The sequence below is a fragment of the Paenibacillus chondroitinus NBRC 15376 genome (assembly GCF_004000765.1).
Taxonomy (GTDB): Bacteria; Bacillota; Bacilli; order Paenibacillales; family NBRC-103111; genus Paenibacillus_E; species Paenibacillus_E chondroitinus.
Genome location: NZ_BILW01000024.1, coordinates 53,732 through 69,723, shown reverse-complemented (window position 1 = coordinate 69,723; position 15,992 = coordinate 53,732). Strand labels below are relative to the sequence as shown.

The 15,992-nt window shown below is 47.5% G+C and carries 18 protein-coding genes; 13 read left to right on the top strand and 5 right to left on the bottom strand.

Translation table 11 applies throughout. From position 1 onward, the window contains the following. Window positions 1–8: 8 nt before the first annotated feature. Window positions 9–1,181: a M20 family metallopeptidase gene (locus tag PCH02S_RS23365; RefSeq protein WP_127456502.1), complete on the bottom strand. Its 1,173-nt coding sequence runs from the start codon at window positions 1,179–1,181 to the stop codon at window positions 9–11. A gap of 155 nt (window positions 1,182–1,336) precedes the next feature. Here PCH02S_RS23365 and PCH02S_RS23360 point away from each other — a divergent pair, with 155 nt between their 5' ends. Continuing rightward, the gene (locus PCH02S_RS23360) at window positions 1,337–1,621 is read left to right on the top strand and encodes a hypothetical protein (RefSeq protein ID WP_127456501.1); all 285 of its coding nucleotides are present in this window, start codon (window positions 1,337–1,339) and stop codon (window positions 1,619–1,621) included. Window positions 1,622–1,713: 92 nt separating this feature from the next. Continuing rightward, window positions 1,714–2,367, top strand: a complete 654-nt coding sequence (locus PCH02S_RS23355; RefSeq protein WP_127456500.1) for a GDSL-type esterase/lipase family protein — start codon at window positions 1,714–1,716, stop codon at window positions 2,365–2,367. Here the strand turns inward: PCH02S_RS23355 and trhA are convergent, their stop codons facing one another. Continuing rightward, complete coding sequence (trhA, locus tag PCH02S_RS23350) at window positions 2,368–3,000, bottom strand: PAQR family membrane homeostasis protein TrhA (RefSeq protein WP_127456499.1); 633 nt, start codon at window positions 2,998–3,000, stop codon at window positions 2,368–2,370. Between the two features lie 64 nt (window positions 3,001–3,064). Here trhA and PCH02S_RS23345 point away from each other — a divergent pair, with 64 nt between their 5' ends. The 3 genes from PCH02S_RS23345 to PCH02S_RS23335 all read left to right on the top strand — a co-directional run bounded on the left by PCH02S_RS23345 (window position 3,065) and on the right by PCH02S_RS23335 (window position 5,680). After that, complete coding sequence (locus PCH02S_RS23345) at window positions 3,065–3,835, top strand: SDR family NAD(P)-dependent oxidoreductase (RefSeq protein ID WP_127456498.1); 771 nt, start codon at window positions 3,065–3,067, stop codon at window positions 3,833–3,835. A gap of 132 nt (window positions 3,836–3,967) precedes the next feature. Beyond that, the gene (locus PCH02S_RS23340) at window positions 3,968–4,816 is read left to right on the top strand and encodes a DegV family protein (protein ID WP_127456497.1); all 849 of its coding nucleotides are present in this window, start codon (window positions 3,968–3,970) and stop codon (window positions 4,814–4,816) included. Between the two features lie 18 nt (window positions 4,817–4,834). Next, window positions 4,835–5,680, top strand: coding sequence for a DegV family protein (locus PCH02S_RS23335; protein ID WP_127456496.1), 846 nt, complete (start codon window positions 4,835–4,837; stop codon window positions 5,678–5,680). 58 nt (window positions 5,681–5,738) lie between these two features. Here PCH02S_RS23335 and PCH02S_RS23330 read toward each other — a convergent pair whose 3' ends face one another. Further along, entirely contained in the window at window positions 5,739–7,898 is a 2,160-nt protein-coding gene (locus PCH02S_RS23330) for a HelD family protein (RefSeq protein WP_127456495.1), read from the bottom strand. Window positions 7,899–8,078: 180 nt separating this feature from the next. Between PCH02S_RS23330 and PCH02S_RS23325 the strand changes: the two genes are divergently transcribed. The 5 genes from PCH02S_RS23325 to PCH02S_RS23305 all read left to right on the top strand — a co-directional run bounded on the left by PCH02S_RS23325 (window position 8,079) and on the right by PCH02S_RS23305 (window position 10,808). Then, window positions 8,079–8,558 carry a glutathione peroxidase gene (locus tag PCH02S_RS23325; RefSeq protein ID WP_127456494.1) on the top strand — a complete coding sequence of 160 codons (480 nt, stop codon included), beginning with the start codon at window positions 8,079–8,081 and terminating at the stop codon, window positions 8,556–8,558. A 261-nt stretch (window positions 8,559–8,819) separates the two neighbouring features. Continuing rightward, window positions 8,820–9,188: a hypothetical protein gene (locus PCH02S_RS23320; protein WP_127456493.1), complete on the top strand. Its 369-nt coding sequence runs from the start codon at window positions 8,820–8,822 to the stop codon at window positions 9,186–9,188. Between the two features lie 23 nt (window positions 9,189–9,211). Next, window positions 9,212–9,889 (top strand): PIG-L deacetylase family protein, encoded by a 678-nt coding sequence (locus PCH02S_RS23315; RefSeq protein ID WP_127456492.1) that lies wholly within the window; start codon window positions 9,212–9,214, stop codon window positions 9,887–9,889. Window positions 9,890–9,983: 94 nt separating this feature from the next. Further along, window positions 9,984–10,529: an MOSC domain-containing protein gene (locus PCH02S_RS23310; RefSeq protein ID WP_246069224.1), complete on the top strand. Its 546-nt coding sequence runs from the start codon at window positions 9,984–9,986 to the stop codon at window positions 10,527–10,529. A 75-nt stretch (window positions 10,530–10,604) separates the two neighbouring features. Then, window positions 10,605–10,808, top strand: a complete 204-nt coding sequence (locus tag PCH02S_RS23305) for a hypothetical protein (RefSeq protein ID WP_127456491.1) — start codon at window positions 10,605–10,607, stop codon at window positions 10,806–10,808. A gap of 775 nt (window positions 10,809–11,583) precedes the next feature. Here the strand turns inward: PCH02S_RS23305 and PCH02S_RS23300 are convergent. Both PCH02S_RS23300 and PCH02S_RS23295 read right to left on the bottom strand, forming a co-directional pair. Continuing rightward, window positions 11,584–13,293, bottom strand: coding sequence for a vWA domain-containing protein (locus PCH02S_RS23300; protein WP_127456490.1), 1,710 nt, complete (start codon window positions 13,291–13,293; stop codon window positions 11,584–11,586). An 11-nt stretch (window positions 13,294–13,304) separates the two neighbouring features. Then, entirely contained in the window at window positions 13,305–14,606 is a 1,302-nt protein-coding gene (locus PCH02S_RS23295) for an AAA family ATPase (protein ID WP_127456542.1), read from the bottom strand. A gap of 187 nt (window positions 14,607–14,793) precedes the next feature. Here PCH02S_RS23295 and PCH02S_RS23290 point away from each other — a divergent pair, with 187 nt between their 5' ends. The 3 genes from PCH02S_RS23290 (at window position 14,794) to PCH02S_RS37045 (ending at window position 15,983) form a co-directional block, all read left to right on the top strand. Beyond that, entirely contained in the window at window positions 14,794–15,291 is a 498-nt protein-coding gene (locus PCH02S_RS23290) for a metallophosphoesterase family protein (protein WP_127456489.1), read from the top strand. 166 nt (window positions 15,292–15,457) lie between these two features. Next, window positions 15,458–15,754 (top strand): hypothetical protein, encoded by a 297-nt coding sequence (locus PCH02S_RS23285; protein WP_127456488.1) that lies wholly within the window; start codon window positions 15,458–15,460, stop codon window positions 15,752–15,754. After that, complete coding sequence (locus PCH02S_RS37045; RefSeq protein ID WP_407670121.1) at window positions 15,744–15,983, top strand: YheC/YheD family protein; 240 nt, start codon at window positions 15,744–15,746, stop codon at window positions 15,981–15,983. Before PCH02S_RS23285 ends, PCH02S_RS37045 begins: the two co-directional genes overlap by 11 nt. The last annotated feature ends 9 nt before the right edge of the window (window positions 15,984–15,992 follow it).

The following is a 15,992-nucleotide window of genomic DNA, read 5'->3' as shown; positions in this document are numbered from 1 at the left end:
TTTTCATCTTATTTCGTAGCTGCCGCAAACTCATCTTTGATTCTTTGCAGCAGATCCGGGCTGCTGAGAACTTCGTAAGCTGTATTAGCCAGCGCTTTGGCTGTGAAAATCATCGCGTCAAGGGCAGGCTCTTGCAGCGCCAAATCACGGAACTCCTTGGTATGCAGCATGTGCTTCTCGCTAACGACCTTGACGAAAGGATGAATCGTCGGACACTGGATCGATACGTTACCCAGATCAAGCGAGCCGTGATCCTTGCCGACTTCGACGTCTTTCGGGTCGATTCCCATCTCGCTTAGTTGATCCGAGAATACTTGGGACAACGTTTCGTTGGTACGCAGCTCGTCATACGAATATTCGTAGAAGGACGTTTTGAGCGTACATCCGGTTTGTAATGCAGCGCCTTCTGCGCAGTGGAGCACCTTCTGGACGAGCTCATCCGTATAGGTGCGAGTCGCTGATCGAACATAGAACTGAGCGACAGCATAGTCAGGGATAATGTTAGGGGCTTTGCCGCCTTCGCTAATAATGCCGTGAACACGCGCGTCGGATTTCATCTGTTGGCGCAGCGCGTTGATGGAATTGAAAAGCTGGAGAACGGCGTCCAGCGCGTTCACGCCCTCATAAGGCTGCGCAGCGGCATGCGCGGGACGACCGAAAAATTCATACTGAATCGCATCCATGGCCAGGGATTCGCCCGATTTCTCATAGGTGTAATAAGGATGCGCCATCAAGGCGATATCCACATCGCGGAAAAGTCCTGCTTCGGCCATGGGCACTTTCGCACCTTTGGTTTCTTCGGCGGGAGTCCCATACACACGAATGCTGCCGCCTGTTTCGGCAAGAACAGACTTAAGGCCGATGGCTGCGCCTATGCTCATCATACAGATCAAGTGGTGGCCGCAGGCATGACCCAGATCCGGCAGGGCGTCATACTCCGCTAAGAAGCCGACGACAGGTCCTGTTTTCCCGGAATCATAGGTGGCTATAAAAGCAGTTGGAATATCCAATACGCCACGTTCAACCTGGAAACCATGATATTCAAGCTCTTCCGTCAGGCGAGCGGCAGCCTGAAATTCTTCATGCCCGAGCTCCGGATTTGCACCGATAAAGCTGGAAATCGCTTTGAATCTATTGGCGTTGTTGTCAATGGTTTGAGTAATGGTGGATTTCAATGTCATAAGTGAGAAGGCTCCTTTATCTAATTACTTGCTTTTATTGTAGTATAAAGGAGCGCAAACTACCACTTTAAGCAGCTCTGAGTTACAATAAATGAACGAAGTTCAAATTGAATTAATCAGCTTTTGAGATAATAATGTTGCGGGGGAACTGTCAGATGATGAAATATGGCGCAGAGCACGTTGAACACAAATTTATTTTATCTTTTGTTGAATCTGAGGTGCGCGGACAATGGCGCGATATTTATTTAAGCATGCGTCTGGAGGCTGGCGAGACGTTTCCGGAAGATCTCATCGATCCATCTATTCTTGTAATTTGCAATTTGGATGGGGACATTGTGCAGATTGTGCTTCATGACGAGGGCTGCGACTGCGAGTTTCAATTTACCTACGCGGAAAAAGCGCAAATCGAAAATTTTGTTCAAGAGCATGTAAACGTATAAAAAAACTTGCCGCACAACTGGTGACAGTGTCCCTTCCCAAACTGGGCGCTGACGCATATACTATTCTACGTCAGCTTTAGGGAGAGGATAGCATGGATAAGACGATTAATTATTTGGCATTTGGTGATTCACTAACCGTTGGTTTTGGTGCGCCGGATGGTCGTGGATTCGTGTACAGCTTTAAGCAGAAAGTTGAGCAGTGGCTTAACGTTCCAGTTCGATTGATCCAAGCGGGCACGAACGGTGCTACGACTAGCGAATTGCTCCAAACGCTGCAGTCCGATCCGCAAATTCAGAAGGATATCCAAACGGCGGATATCATCACGATTACAGCTGGCGGCAATGATTTAATCCAAGGTGCGATTCCTTTCTTTTATCAAAATGACCCCGCTTTTTTAAAAACAGCTCTTCAAACCTACGAATCGAATTACAAAGAAATCATGGTGCAAATAGAAACGCTGCGGCAAGGTATCGATACCCCCTACTTAATTGCTTTGATTGGATTGTATAATCCTTTACCGCAGGTGCCTGAATCGGCTTATTGGGTGCAGCGTTTTAACATATTTTTGCGAAAATTAGAGCAGCCGCATATTCACATCGTTCAGGTCTATGATGCTTTTGTGGGGCAGGACACTCGCTACCTTTCTGACGATGCCATTCATCCGAATGAGGAAGGTTATGATGAACTGGCGCGACAAGTTGAGAGCGTCGTTTCCCTTCAGCAGCTGCAGCGGCTGATTCCTTGACTAGGACATGATGACATATCCGAAGATGGAAACGAAATGACAGGCGCTACCGGCGAGCACGAAAATATGCCAAATGGCATGGTGATAAGGGATGCGCCTCCATACATAAAAGATGGAACCGAACGTATACAGCAGCCCGCCAACTACAAGCCATACGATGCCACCGAAGGGCAGGTTCAAGTAAAGCGGCTTAAAAGCAATAACAATAAGCCAGCCCATGAGTATGTAACAAAGTGTAGAGATAAGGATGAATCGCTTCACATAAAATATTTTGAGCACGATACCTGCCAAGGCAAGCCCCCATATCACACCAAAGAAAGTCCACCCCATAGGCCCGCGTAGGGTCACCAGCAAAAAGGGGGTATAGGTGCCGGCAATTAAGACGTAAATAGCGGCATGATCGAGCACCTCGAAAATGTCTTTCAGCCGGGGGTGCCTGACGCTATGCAGCAGGGTGGAGCAGGTGTACAACGTAACGAGCGCCACACCGAACACGCTGAAACTCACAATATGCCACGCATCGCCATGCAGACAAGCCTGAACAACGAGCAGGATAAGCGCTGCGCAGCTTAAAAGGACGCCAACCCCATGACTGATGGCGTTTGCTTTCTCTTCTTGAACGGAATATTCCATGTGAATAACCTACTTTCTTTTTTTAGCTGCAAAAAAACTATCTAATAGATTGGACGATGAGAATATGTTATTACCTTCATTTCGACTGGAAAATAAAATTGCCTTAGTTACAGGAGCGGGAAGAGGGATCGGTAGAGCACTGGCGATCGGGCTTGCCGAGGCCGGCGCTGATGTCGCCCTTTTTGCGCGTACGTCAAGTGATATCGAAGAAGTTGCAGCTGAAATTCGTGCTTTGGGCAGACAAGCTTATCCGTTCCAAGTGGATGTCACAAGTAGAGAACAAATTGAAGCGGCTGTGGAACAAATCATCGAAAAGGCAGGTAGATTGGATATTCTGATCAACAATGCCGGGATGAACATACGCAGTCAAGCGCTGGCCGTAACTGATGAAGAGTGGGATACCATCATGCAGACGAATCTCAAATCCGCCTTTCTGTGCGCCCAAATTGTTGGCCATCAGATGAAAGAGCAGAAGTATGGGCGGATCATCAACATCGCCTCTGTTGCAGGACATGTTGCCCTACGGACTGGAGTCGTATACGCAGCTACAAAAGCAGCCATGATTCAAATGACAAAGGTGCTGGCGCTGGAGTGGGGCAAATTCGGAATTAACGTGAACAGCATCGGGCCTTGGTACTTTAAAACAACGCTTACGGAGAAAATATTGGCTAACCCTGATTTTCTGGCTGATGTTATTGCGCGTACACCTCTGCAGCGTGTTGGGGAGCTTGAAGAGCTGGTAGGACCTGCTGTTTTCTTTGCTTCGGATGCCGCGAACTATGTGACGGGTCAGACGTTATTCGTTGACGGCGGCATGACGATCTATGGTTTCTAATTTATAGTTACTTCTTTTGTATGATTGAGCTTTCATCTCATATCCGATATACTGAACACACAATAATCCATAGAATTCATGTGGTTTTCAGTTTATAGACGGATAGATAGAAGGATAAGGTGGTTGACCGTAATGTCCCGGGTGCGTATTTTTACTGACAGCACGTGTGATTTAAGTGAGGAGCTCATTCATCGATACCAGATTGAAGTTGTCCCTCTTTATGTTATTTTTGACGAATTATCGTTAAAAGATGGCGTTTCCATCAAGCCAGACCGACTTTTTGAGCTTGTAGATGAAACCGGCAAACTGCCCAAAACAGCGGCGCCTTCTCCGATCGATTTTGAGAGGGCGTTTGAAGGGGCTGTGCAGGCTGGTGAAGCTGTCATTTATATCGGACTTTCGTCGGAACTATCTTCGACAATTCAAAATGCCTCCATAGCGGCTGGAAATTTTCCTGATGGTAAAGTTACCGTCATCGATTCTAGAACTCTATCAACAGGGATTGGTTTACTAGTGTTGAAGGCTGCTCATTCGGCTCAGGAGGGTAAAAGCAGTTCGGAAATCAAATCCATGATTGAGTCGTTTCGATCCCATATTGAAGTAGAGTTTATTATTGACACGCTGGAGTACTTGCATAAAGGCGGAAGATGTTCGAGCGTCCAGCATTTCCTCGGAAGTTTATTGAAGATTAGACCTGTTGTGAAAGTGATTGACGGGGCTATGACATTAACGGACAAAGTTAGAGGGAAAAGGGAGAAAGCGCTTCAACAACTACTGGATAATGCACTTACTTTAAAAGATGAAATGGATACGGAGTTTCTGTTCGTCACTCATGCGATGGCAGCCGATGAAGCTGCGTATGTCAAAGAGCAAATTGAGCAACGAACCAATATTAAGCAAGTCTATATAACCGAAACCGGGTGTGTAGTATCCAGTCACTGCGGACCTCGCACACTTGGAATCGTTTTCGCCAAAAAATAAGAAATGAGTGTACACAACATGACGACAATCAAGATTATCACTGACAGCAGCTGCGACCTTCCCAAATTGATTGTGGACGAGCTAGGGATTACCATTGTACCTTTGTCCGTACATTTTGGAGAGGAATGCATGCCTCCTCACATGGAGCTTTGTGAATTTTATGCGAGAATGAAAACGGAGAGTGTACTGCCTAAGACGTCTAGTCCCTCGCCGCTGCATTTTCTCACGGATTTTCAGAAAAAAGCTGAGGTCAATCAAGATATTCTTGTGATTTGTCTATCTTCTGCGTTAAGCAGTACGTACAATCATGCTCTTATGGCCAAAGAGATGCTCATGGAGGAAGGTTATCAAGGACGTATTGAAGTGATCGATTCGAAAACGGCTTCATTAGGGCTTGGTGTGCTGGCGTATAAAGCGGCCAAAATGGCTGAAAATCAAGTTCCTTTTGAGCAAATTGTTGAGACGGTACGATGTTCGGTTACTTCTTCGGGGACACTGTTTTTCTTGGATACCTTAGAAAATGTGATTAAAGGTGGACGTCTTGATCGGGTCAGAGGGGCTGTCGCTTCTGTTTTGAATATTAAGCTCGTCATGAAGGCCAGTGAAGAAGGCTCGATTGAAGTCATGGATAAAATCCGCGGCACTCAGCAAGCGTTGAAGCGAATGATTGCCAAAGTGGGCGAGGCTGTTCATGACTACGATAAAGATGTGATTGCCGTCGCCCACAGCAATTGTGAGGAAAGAGCACGCGAGGTTCTGGACCAACTCCTCCAAAAGCATCCGTTCCGCAATGTGCTATTCGCAAACATGGGCACCGTCATTGGCACGTATGCTGGAGAAGGCGGCGTGCTGATCGCCTACTAAAAAAGACACCTGATCGATTTCTAGGGCACTTGGCCTAAGAAAAATCAGGTGTCTTTTTTTAAGGTGAATCCGTTGTGACAATGTCCGCATCGTCTGTTGAGACAAGAGGCGATAAATCGCCAGGAGCCATCAGCCATAATTCATGTAGCGCGCGTGTACAGCCAACATAAAGCAATTTGGCATCCATCAGCGTTGCTTCATAATGTGCGGCCGTTACATCCATCAGCAGAACGGCGTCAAATTCCAGTCCTTTGGTTAAATAAACCGGTACAACCGAAATTCCCCCGCGATACACACGTTGTTTGGATGTGATGAGATTTGTTTCTATGCCGGCTTTGGTCAGGACGTCGTGCAAGTCCTCAGCCTGCTTCTCCGTACGAGCAACAACGGCAATTGTACTGGACGTTCCTTGTTGTAATGTCGCGATAGCCTGCAGCAGCAGGGGGATTCTTTGTTTGAGGTCAGTCTGCAAAACCCGAACTTTGTTCCCGCTGCGGAACACGGGCACGGCAAGGAGCGGGTTCTCGACACCTCGTTGCAGCACCAGATTGGCGAACTGAATGATTTCCATCGTTGACCGGTAACTGCGCTCGAGTTCGAAGTAGCCGCCTTGCTCTTCCTGAAACAAACTGGAAAATTCTTTCCAGTCTTTGATACCTTGATAGGCATGAATCCCTTGCGACAAATCACCGAGAATCGTAAAGGAACTGTTGCGTGTGTAACTATCAAGAACAGCCACCTGGAAAGGTGAAAAGTCTTGGGCTTCGTCAATGACGACATGGTCGAACAATTGGTCCGATGGAATGCCATATAGACGTGTATGGATATGAAGGAGTGGAGCGAGATCTTCAAGCTGCACTTCTTTTTTCTTGAATAGCTTAAGCGATGCGCTAACAATGGACTCAGGAAGCTTATGCAGAAGCTCTGCAGGCAGGCTGTCCGGGCGATTGTTTTCAGCGAACAACATTTTGTAGAAGCTGAATGCCGAATGCTCCGGCCAACTGGTCAAATACGTCCGCAAGCGCTGCGCCGACTTCTTTTTCAGCTCTTTTTTCCGGGTTTGCTCCCAGATTTTGTCCAGCTGCATTTCCATCCAGCGTTTGATGCGGGCTACGACGCGTTCGCGGCGTTTGACGAGCGGATAATGCTTATTCTCCACGAAAAACCATTCGCGGATGTTCGCAAGCGGCAGCTTAACGCCCTCCCACGGAATGAAATCCGCCGTTGGGACGTAGGAGGACTCGAATTTGGTCAAGCAATCATCCAAATATTGTTTGAATTCCATCGAACCCTTAAACCTGCCTGGGGCGTTATCGTCGAGTGGTGGTCTTTTGCTGCCAAGTGAGAACCAGGTTTGCAGGGTTAGCGCTTGATCCGCTAACTTCACTTCTTGATCGAGTACATCGAGCGCCCAATCGGTAAAAGTACTCTGCTGAATATTGCCGACACCTAGTTCAGGCAGAACGCCGGATATGTAGTCGAGGAACATCGAGTTCGGTGCAAAAATAATCATTCGCTCAGCACGAACCTGTTCACGGTATTGATAGAGTAAAAAGGCGAGACGATGCAAGGCAACCGTCGTTTTACCACTACCTGCGACCCCTTGGATAATGAGCGCGGTATTTTTGGCGGCACGGATGATGCGGTCTTGCTCCGCTTGAATGGTGGAGACGATATCGCGAAGCTTGTTGTCTTTATTTTCCCCTAACCGATAGAGCAAAAATTCGTCGCCAACAGCCAAAGAATCTTCGTTGCGGTCATAAGTGTCCACGACGCGTTGAAGAATTTGCTTGCGGACCACGAGGTTTCGCTTTAAATAGACGAGGCCTTCGATGAGACCGTCCGGTGAGTCGTAGGAAGCAGCATCAAGTCCGCCTGTGAATGAGTAGAACAAGCTGGCCACCGGTGCGCGCCAGTCAATAACGAGCAATTGGCCGGTACGTTCGTCTTCAACGCCTGATTTGCCGATATAGAGCGGCTGGGATGAAGCGGTGCCTGATTCTTGAAAATCCAAACGGCCAAAATAGGGTTCATCAACCGCTTTGGCTAAGTTGTTCCGCCCATTTTCACGTGCGACTTCTAACGCTTGTTCCGTTAAATCGGGGCCGTAATAGACAGGCGTGGCTCTAAGCCTAGCCAGTTGTTTGTCAATTTCGATATTCGTTTCTTCGAGTCGCTGCAGTTCTTCTTGATAGGCACTTTGAGTCTTTGTGTCCAAGATCAGTTACCTCCTAAGATCAGATGATATGTCTATTTTGCGAATAAACAGGTAAACAATATAACACACCTGTCAGGATATGGGAAGCTAAAACGTTTTAACATGAAGATATTTGGGGGTGTTGGCAAACAATGCTATAATGGACAAGTAGTTATTTTATCATTGAAGGAGTAGATCACTGTGTCCATTTATGATATTGAAGTTCAGACCATTACGGGAGAAACGAAGTCACTTTCCGATTACAAAGGCAAAGCATTGCTTATTGTCAATACAGCAAGCGCTTGTGGACTTACTCCTCATTACAAAGGTTTGCAAAGTTTATACGAACAATATCAAGAAAAGGGCCTTGTTGTTCTAGGATTCCCTTGTAATCAATTTGCCGGTCAAGAGCCGGGGACCAATGAAGAGATTCAAAGTTTCTGTGAGCTTAATTACAATGTCACTTTCCCGATGTTTGCAAAGATCGATGTGAAAGGTGAACACGCTCACCCTTTATTCACCTATTTGCTAAGCCACACACCAGAGCCTTATCGCACTGGCGATATTGAATGGAATTTCGTGAAATTCCTTGTAGACGCAAACGGCAGCGTAGTCAAGCAGTACAGCGCGAGAACGGAACCTTCCGATATTGCAGCAGATATTGAAGCGGTTCTAGCCTAAAGAATTCAGAAAAAAGTTGTTGCATTGCTGACAACCCACCGCTATAATCAGTAATAATCATGACAGTGAAGGAGTCGAATCAATATGAAGAACACAGCTTGGTTCGTACAATTTCATTATTTTTATAGGCGTTAGCACATACCTGAACTTATCAGGGTGGGCTAACGCATTTCGCGTTGGCCTCCCTGCGGGATAGCAATTCGCGCAGGACCATAGGTCCGGCGCGTTTTTTTATCTCGGGAGAAGGGACTAGGTGAAGGTATGGAAAACAGCAATCAAAGGTATGAGAGTCCGGAAGATGAGAGTCGGTTCATGAATCACCTCGAACAAGCCAAAGTCATCCTGTTAGCGCCCAAAGCTTCCTTGCAAGTGAATGCACGGGCACGTGAACTAACGAACGAATTGCAGCTAGTTGGCATTGGGGTAAGAATGGAATGTCTAGGTTCAGATTCTGGGAAACATATAGCGGAAGGGCTTGGCATGCGCTTCGTCATCTCCATTAGTGATAACTCGAAGGCAGAGAACGAAGTCAGTTTGATGGATTTGCAAGAAAACACGGAGATGACAATGCCTTGGGATCAAGCGATTTTCGTGATTGAGAACGTGTATCCGCCCGCCAATTTTACATAGAAGAAAACGGAGTGAAGAGGAAGATGGGAATCCAAAATGGATTTGTTTATGCGCATCCGGATGATGAGACCTTTCTCAGTGGATGTTTAATTCGCAAATATGCGGATGAAGGCAACGCGCCTGCGCTGCTGCTAGCGACGCGGGGGGATGCAGGCCGGCATGGTTTGGAGAGAGCGACGGATAAGTCGGAGCTTGCCAGGGTGAGAGAAGAAGAAATGAATGTTGCTGCTGAAGTGTTGGGAATTTCCATTGTGGAACATTTGGGCTTCCCGGACGGTCAGTTGGCGAATATTGATTTCGATGAGCTGGTCGCAGGCGTTATTTCCTTTCTTCAGCGTTATGAGGTGGAGAATGTATTCAGCTTCGCAGAAGACGGTGGGAATGGGCACCCGGATCATGTGACCATCTCCAAAGCTGCGACAGCTGCTGTATTAAGCGGGAAATGCCCAAGCGTTCGCAAGCTGTACTATGCGGCGTCTGGCATTTTACAGGAGCGGGGGCTGCAGCCTTCAATTGTTGTGGATACGGAGCTGGGATGGTCAGTCAAAGCAGCTGCCCTAAAGGCCCATGCGACCCAGCATGTGGCTATCGCGAAATATTTTGGCGATTTGGAGTCTTTTCCAGAGACGCGCAGATGGGAAGCTTTTGTACTGGGATGGGAAGACGGAGTTATGTGGCCGGAGATGGCGGAAAGCCGGTAAGCTGAAAAGTGTCAAAACGTCATTAACAACAAATGCCGTACGTGCATATGGATAAGTAAGTTGCGAAATTTTGGACAAGGCGGGTAGGCTATAGATGACCATGTTGATAAAAGTTGAAGCTGTGCTTATTGCGGATAACCCTGACACATTTATTACAAGAGAAATTGACGGAGCCGAGTTGAAATTTGGCGGTATTGAAGGTGATAGGCATTTTGGTCTATTTGCTAAAGCCGACTCCAGACAGCCCATGTATAAGAGAGGGACGGAGATCTTTAATCGTCGTCAACTTAGCCTCGTATCTGTCGAGGAGCTTCAAGGAATCGCAGACCGGTTAGGTGTCGGAACGATACGGCCCGAGTGGTTGGGAGCGAACATTCTGGTGAGCGGCGCGCCGGACTTAACCAAGCTTCCCATGGGCATTCGCATGATGCTATCAAGTGGTGGCGGGTTAGTCTGCGAGGGTGAAAATGAGCCCTGTGCCGGACCGGGCAGAGTGATCGCGGAACAGTATGACGACAAAAGTTTAACGAAACATTTTATCATTCAAGCGCAGAAAAGCAGGGGAATTGTCGCCTATGTGGAACGCCCAGGTGAGATTAAAGCAGGGGATCATATCGAAATTCACCTACCTACCCCCTGAAAACAGATTGCCGTTGCGAAAGCTATTTTGATTGGAAATAGCCTGGTCAAAGTTGGCTCTGGAAGGTGTAAAAAAATGACATTAAGCAACTGTGAGGCATGCGGAAAAGTTTTCATAAGACAATTTGAAAAACGCTGTAAACCCTGTGTGCAGCTGCAACTGGTCGAGTCGCATAAGGTCAAAGATTTTGTTCGCAGCCATCCGGGTGCCACACTGATTGATGTGTATCATGAGACGGGCGTACCGCTCAAGACGATCAAAGAGTTGATACAGGAATGAGTGAAAAAGAAAATCGTGACTTGCTTTTTTACATACATAAAATGAAAATAAGCGGACATACTATCTTTGACGGTGAAAGCAGAGAGGTGTCGTGTCAAAGATAATTTACACCAAGGGAAGTTGTTGTTGAATCCGTATAGAAGCGAGGAGATGTGCCGCAGAAATCATTAATGTGGTCAAGTACTGCAATAGTGTGATGAGGTAGAGACCAAGCTGAGTAAAGGTTCATAGCATATTACCATAAATCTATTCACCGTCAATGAGGACCCCGAGAGGGGTCCTTATTTAGTATGTTTTGGGGTACACTCTTCCTAGAAGTACGACAAAGGCAACTAGGCAAAGAAAGCCATTTATGGTCAAGGGTCATAGGTGATGAGTAAAAGGCCCCCGTTGCATTATATACAACGTAATGGTCTCTTCTGACCACGAATGCGGACTTTGATTGCACAATATACAACCATTTATAGTGAAAAGGTGAGATGTAAGCGATTTAGTGTATGATTCGTTGCATAAAGTACAGTATAGAGGTGTGCTGAGTGCTAATTACAGTCAAATGGTTGCACAATGTACAACATAGTATAATGCTCCAGTCTATCTCGGTTATGAGTGATAAAAGGTGTGTCGGAGTGAAGTGACGAAGGTACGGCTGAGCAGCAAAATCGAAGGTTTACGTTGCACTGTCCGACGGTACAATGCGGTTACACGAAAAAAATCCCCCGGTGCCAGCCAATCGAGTCAAGTCGAGTCGCGGCAATTGGGGGATTGTTTGCTGTGGTCATCGCTTTGCAAACACATCAAGCAGCAGCTCATCCTTAACGGGATCCTGCATATCCCAAGCTGTTGCAAATCGTACCTGATGCGAAACGCCCATAATCTCGTATTTTTGCACGAGATGCTGGCGGGCGGAGCCGATGATCAGGGAATGCAGCCGCAGCTGCTTTTTTTGGCTCAGCAGCGCAAGCTGCTGCTGCGTTGCTTTGGAGATCTGGCCAACGCCATCGGTGACCATCACGAAATCGGCATCGCGAAACTGCGGCTGATGCTGAACGATGTCCATGCCTCTGCCCAGCGGGGCATCAAAGTTGGTGCCGCCGCCGAAGGCAAGCTGCGCAAGGCCATAGAAGCGGTCCCAGTCGGGACGTTTGTAAGACAAGATGTGCTCGACCAGCTCGCCTTTGGCGCCGAACAGCAGCAGGACGAAGTCCCGCCGCTCAAGAAGCGCGAAGGAGGCGAAGGTCGCGGTGAATAGCTGGGCAAGCCGGAGTTTGCTGCCGCGCATCGAATGCGACGTGTCGAGCATACAGATCACGGGCCCTTTTTGCGGTTCTGGAGAGGAACCGCTGTAGTTGTAAGTCATGAGCTTATTTTCCATCCATTTGACGAGAAAATAAGGCTCAAAATCATCATCCGCGAGCAAACTGGCTTCGCTGGGCAGCAAATGCGCGATGTCTCCGGAATGCCGCAGATCATCGTAGGATTCAGGGACATACGGCGAGCGCTGCTTCTTCCGCTGAACCCGCAGATGATGGATGTTGCGGCCCACCTCCTGCAAGAAAGCGACCAAATCCTTGCTGCGCTTCAGCTTTTCAATCCACTGCACGTAATGCTCGAACGTCTGCCTCCGCAGCTTCCCCAGCTCGCTGCCCCAGCGCCGGTTCGCGAGCCGCTGACTCGCCTGCACGAGCTCGTGCACATTAAAGCTGTCCGCCTCTTCGAGCGACAGCGTCTCCTTCAAAGATCGCCCGAGCCAGTCGCCCAGCTCGGACTCAAGCTCCTGCATCGCGGCGAGGTCGCGGGCGCTCATGCGGTCCAACTGGCGCTTGCGGCGTTCGAGTTCCTCTTCCGCCTTGCGCAGCTTGGCTTTCAGCTTGTCGCGTTTCATGAACTCCGTACGCAGCTCGCCTTGCAGTTCCAAGATGCGCTGTTTCAATGCGCGAATCTCGTCTACAACCAGCGGCCGTGAGTCGGAGGCCTCTTGCTTGTCCTCTACAGCTCGTTTTCCCTGCTGCAGGGTATATCCAACAAGCCTCAACTTCTCAATTTGCTTATCGGTGAGCCGCTCGCTGACGCTTTTGTCCTCTTGACCGCTCATTTGCTGTTTTTTCTCCAAACCGATGCCGATTTGCTGCTGCTCCTTTTGCCGTTTTTTTACTTCTTTCTCGTATGACTCCGTCAGCCACATTAGCGCTTTGAGCGCCGTCTTAAAGGAAGCGTTCACTTGTCCAATTGTGCGCGGATGAATGGAGACATAGAAGTATTGTTTGGTCAAAGTCAATACCATCCAGCGGTGGAAAGGTGTTTCCTCGGAAGCTGCATCGATCTCAGGTTTCGATAAGTAAAAGCACATGAAGAAATCGGCGAACAGTTCAAGCGAAAACCAGGGAGCTTGCCGCACCGCTTCGCGCATCCATTCCTGGGCGACGCGGGAAGAATGAACATAACCTTCAAACACATACCGATCGACCCGTGTGCAGCGAATGATCATAATGTAACCTCTTATAGGGTATAGTCGTACACGATTCCTGGAATTTCACGGTCAAACAATGTGCGATATAAACCTTGAATGGATTGTAAAATGCGTTCACCCTGGATGCGAAGGTGCGTAAATTTGACGGCATATTGCTCGGGATGCTGCAGGAAAATGGATTGTGAAGCAATCCATTCGGGCAATTTCTTTTCTTTTTCCTGCCAAGAGACAAGTCTGCCTCGTAAGCTGCGTGCCGTATCCTCCAGCTCCGTGCGGCATTCTTCCAAGCTGCCCTTCAAGCGCTCGGCGGCGTCTTTGGATAAAGAACCGCCGATTTCTTTTTTAAATTGGAAGGCATGGAGCTCATCTTCCTTGTCCAGCCATTTTTTAACCGTCATATTGTACTGCTGCAGAGGAAGCTCCTGTTCCATCTCGCGTTTGAGCATATCCTGAAATAACGTATCAAAAACCGCTTTAACTTCAGGCAAATCCTCTGGAAAATCCCATAGCATGTGCGGAGTGAGAACGGTGTCCCAAACACCAACGGCACTTCGTCCGTGAATAGCGGCTGAAATTTTCCAAGTGTGTCCTATTTTATTCCAACGCCGATCGGAGAGCACGTATTCTTTCTCTTGAAGGGCTGTTTTTAACTGGAAGAGCATGTAAATCAAAGCATCCGGCAACTGCACGTCCATTGCTTGTGATCTCAATTGGTTAATTAGCTCTGTTGAAAGCAGTGTAGGAAGTGGCGATTTCGGCGCTTGAAACATCAGCTCGAAGCTGGAAATTTGCTTGACATACTCGACTTCAAATCGGAACAAAAACCGATCGTAAAGTGCAGCCAGCTGCTCGTTATCTTCAGGCAATTCGTTGGAGGCCGCCATTAAAAATAACAGAGGCGACGGCTGCTTCAGACGTCCATTGAAGAAAACGCGCTCATTTAATATCGATAAGAGTGAGTTAAGAATCGCACTGTTTGCTTTGAATATTTCATCCAGGAAGGCGAAACGCGCGCTGGGCAGATATCCTTCCGTGAGGCGACTGTACTCATCTTGTTTTAATTTTTGCAAAGAGACTGGGCCAAATAGCTCGTCTGGCGTCGTGAAGCGAGTCAATAAATAGTCGTAATAAGGCTCGTTGCCGAATAATTCTGCTGCAGCTCGGGCCAGCTGCGATTTCGCCGAACCGGGAGGTCCGACCAATAGGACGTGTTCACCGCTCATGATGGCAAGGAGCAAGACTCGGATGAGTTCTTCACGCTCCATGAACCTTTTCTCGAGATGCCCCATAGCTTCTCTTAATTTGTTCTGTATGACGATGGGATCTTTCATCATCGGTGTCCCCCTTGGCGTAGACTTCAGCAATATTGTATCAAACTGATCTGCAAACATCGAATTTTTAGGAGATCTGTCTCTTCATAAGTCAGATACCTTAGTCTGCTCTTTATTCTGCCTTGTATTTGCAGTTCCTTCCGGCGAATGAGAAAATAGGAGCATATGTGAAAAAAGGAGTGATTTTATGCGAATTGGTGTCATTTCCGATACGCATCTATCCGCAAGGGTACATAAGCTGCCAGATACGCTGGTAGCAGGATTAAAAGGTGTTGATCTGATTCTGCACGCAGGAGATTGGGTGAGTGAACATGTCGTCGAACTCGTTGAACAAATTGCTCCATGCGAGGCTGTGGCCGGGAATAATGACGGTCATGACATTGTAGAGCGGTTTGGATTGAAAAAAATCGTGACCGTCGGGAAACACCGAATCGGTCTTATTCACGGTGACGGCTTCCGTAAGACGACAGAGGAAAGAGCCCGGGAAGCATTCCGGGAAGAGCAGCCGGATATTATTATTTTCGGGCATTCCCATATTCCTTATCATCAAACCGTTGACGGGATTCTGATGTTCAATCCGGGCTCGCCAACGGATAAAAGAAGGCAGCCTCAATATTCATACGGCATTATTGAACTTGGCGATCATATTCAGGCGCAGCATTTTTTCTACGATAGCAAAGTTTAGTCCGGGATTAGCGTGTTCACTTTTTGCTTCCACCTCGTCTACATTCGACGAATGTTAAATAATTCCTTCACACTTTTCGTTCGTGTATAGGTATTTACCGTGTTACTCGTTAGCAGAGAGACATACACTGACAATGTTCTTATTTGCGAATGATGGTGGTGATTAGGTGGGAGCGACAGTAGGCGTCTTGCTTGATTTAAAAACATATAGAGGGATTGCAAAGGGAAGGACAGGGAATGAACGCATAGCGTTGTATAATCGAGCAGGGAACAAGTGCGGAATTAAACCTTTCTATATGTGTTTAAACTATGTGAACGGAAAATCAGCCTTGGGTTATTTTTACGCCAATCCTAAATACAAGCTTGTCCGGAAAAGCATTCCTCGTGTTACTCATAACCGCGCGATAACCCTAACGCCATATTTGAAAAAGAAGTTAAACCAGCTATCACGCTATAGCAATTAAGGAAGAATTACATCAAGCATCGTTAGCGATAGCGAGACATTTAGGCAATAGTCTGCCTCACACGGCTGATCTTGGGCTTGATATAGGTGTCGATCAAAACGGAGGCATCAAGTTCATTGAAGTGAACGGAAGAGATCAGCGTTATTCCTTCAGAAAAGCGAAAATGCATACAACTTTTTATAAAACATATGAAACTCCGTTAAAGTATGCGAAATTTTTGCTGAAATAACGACAGCAC

Coding starts and splice junctions, on each gene's coding strand:
- trhA (WP_127456499.1), bottom strand. CDS start 3,000: ATGGAATATTCCGTTCAAGAAGAGAAAGCAAACGCCATCAGTCATGGG.
- PCH02S_RS23365 (WP_127456502.1), bottom strand. CDS start 1,181: ATGACATTGAAATCCACCATTACTCAAACCATTGACAACAACGCCAAT.
- PCH02S_RS23340 (WP_127456497.1), top strand. CDS start 3,968: ATGTCCCGGGTGCGTATTTTTACTGACAGCACGTGTGATTTAAGTGAG.
- PCH02S_RS23300 (WP_127456490.1), bottom strand. CDS start 13,293: ATGATCATTCGCTGCACACGGGTCGATCGGTATGTGTTTGAAGGTTAT.
- PCH02S_RS23360 (WP_127456501.1), top strand. CDS start 1,337: ATGATGAAATATGGCGCAGAGCACGTTGAACACAAATTTATTTTATCT.
- PCH02S_RS23290 (WP_127456489.1), top strand. CDS start 14,794: ATGCGAATTGGTGTCATTTCCGATACGCATCTATCCGCAAGGGTACAT.
- PCH02S_RS23310 (WP_246069224.1), top strand. CDS start 9,984: ATGACCATGTTGATAAAAGTTGAAGCTGTGCTTATTGCGGATAACCCT.
- PCH02S_RS23335 (WP_127456496.1), top strand. CDS start 4,835: ATGACGACAATCAAGATTATCACTGACAGCAGCTGCGACCTTCCCAAA.
- PCH02S_RS23345 (WP_127456498.1), top strand. CDS start 3,065: ATGTTATTACCTTCATTTCGACTGGAAAATAAAATTGCCTTAGTTACA.
- PCH02S_RS23305 (WP_127456491.1), top strand. CDS start 10,605: ATGACATTAAGCAACTGTGAGGCATGCGGAAAAGTTTTCATAAGACAA.
- PCH02S_RS23315 (WP_127456492.1), top strand. CDS start 9,212: ATGGGAATCCAAAATGGATTTGTTTATGCGCATCCGGATGATGAGACC.
- PCH02S_RS23320 (WP_127456493.1), top strand. CDS start 8,820: ATGGAAAACAGCAATCAAAGGTATGAGAGTCCGGAAGATGAGAGTCGG.
- PCH02S_RS23355 (WP_127456500.1), top strand. CDS start 1,714: ATGGATAAGACGATTAATTATTTGGCATTTGGTGATTCACTAACCGTT.
- PCH02S_RS23295 (WP_127456542.1), bottom strand. CDS start 14,606: ATGAAAGATCCCATCGTCATACAGAACAAATTAAGAGAAGCTATGGGG.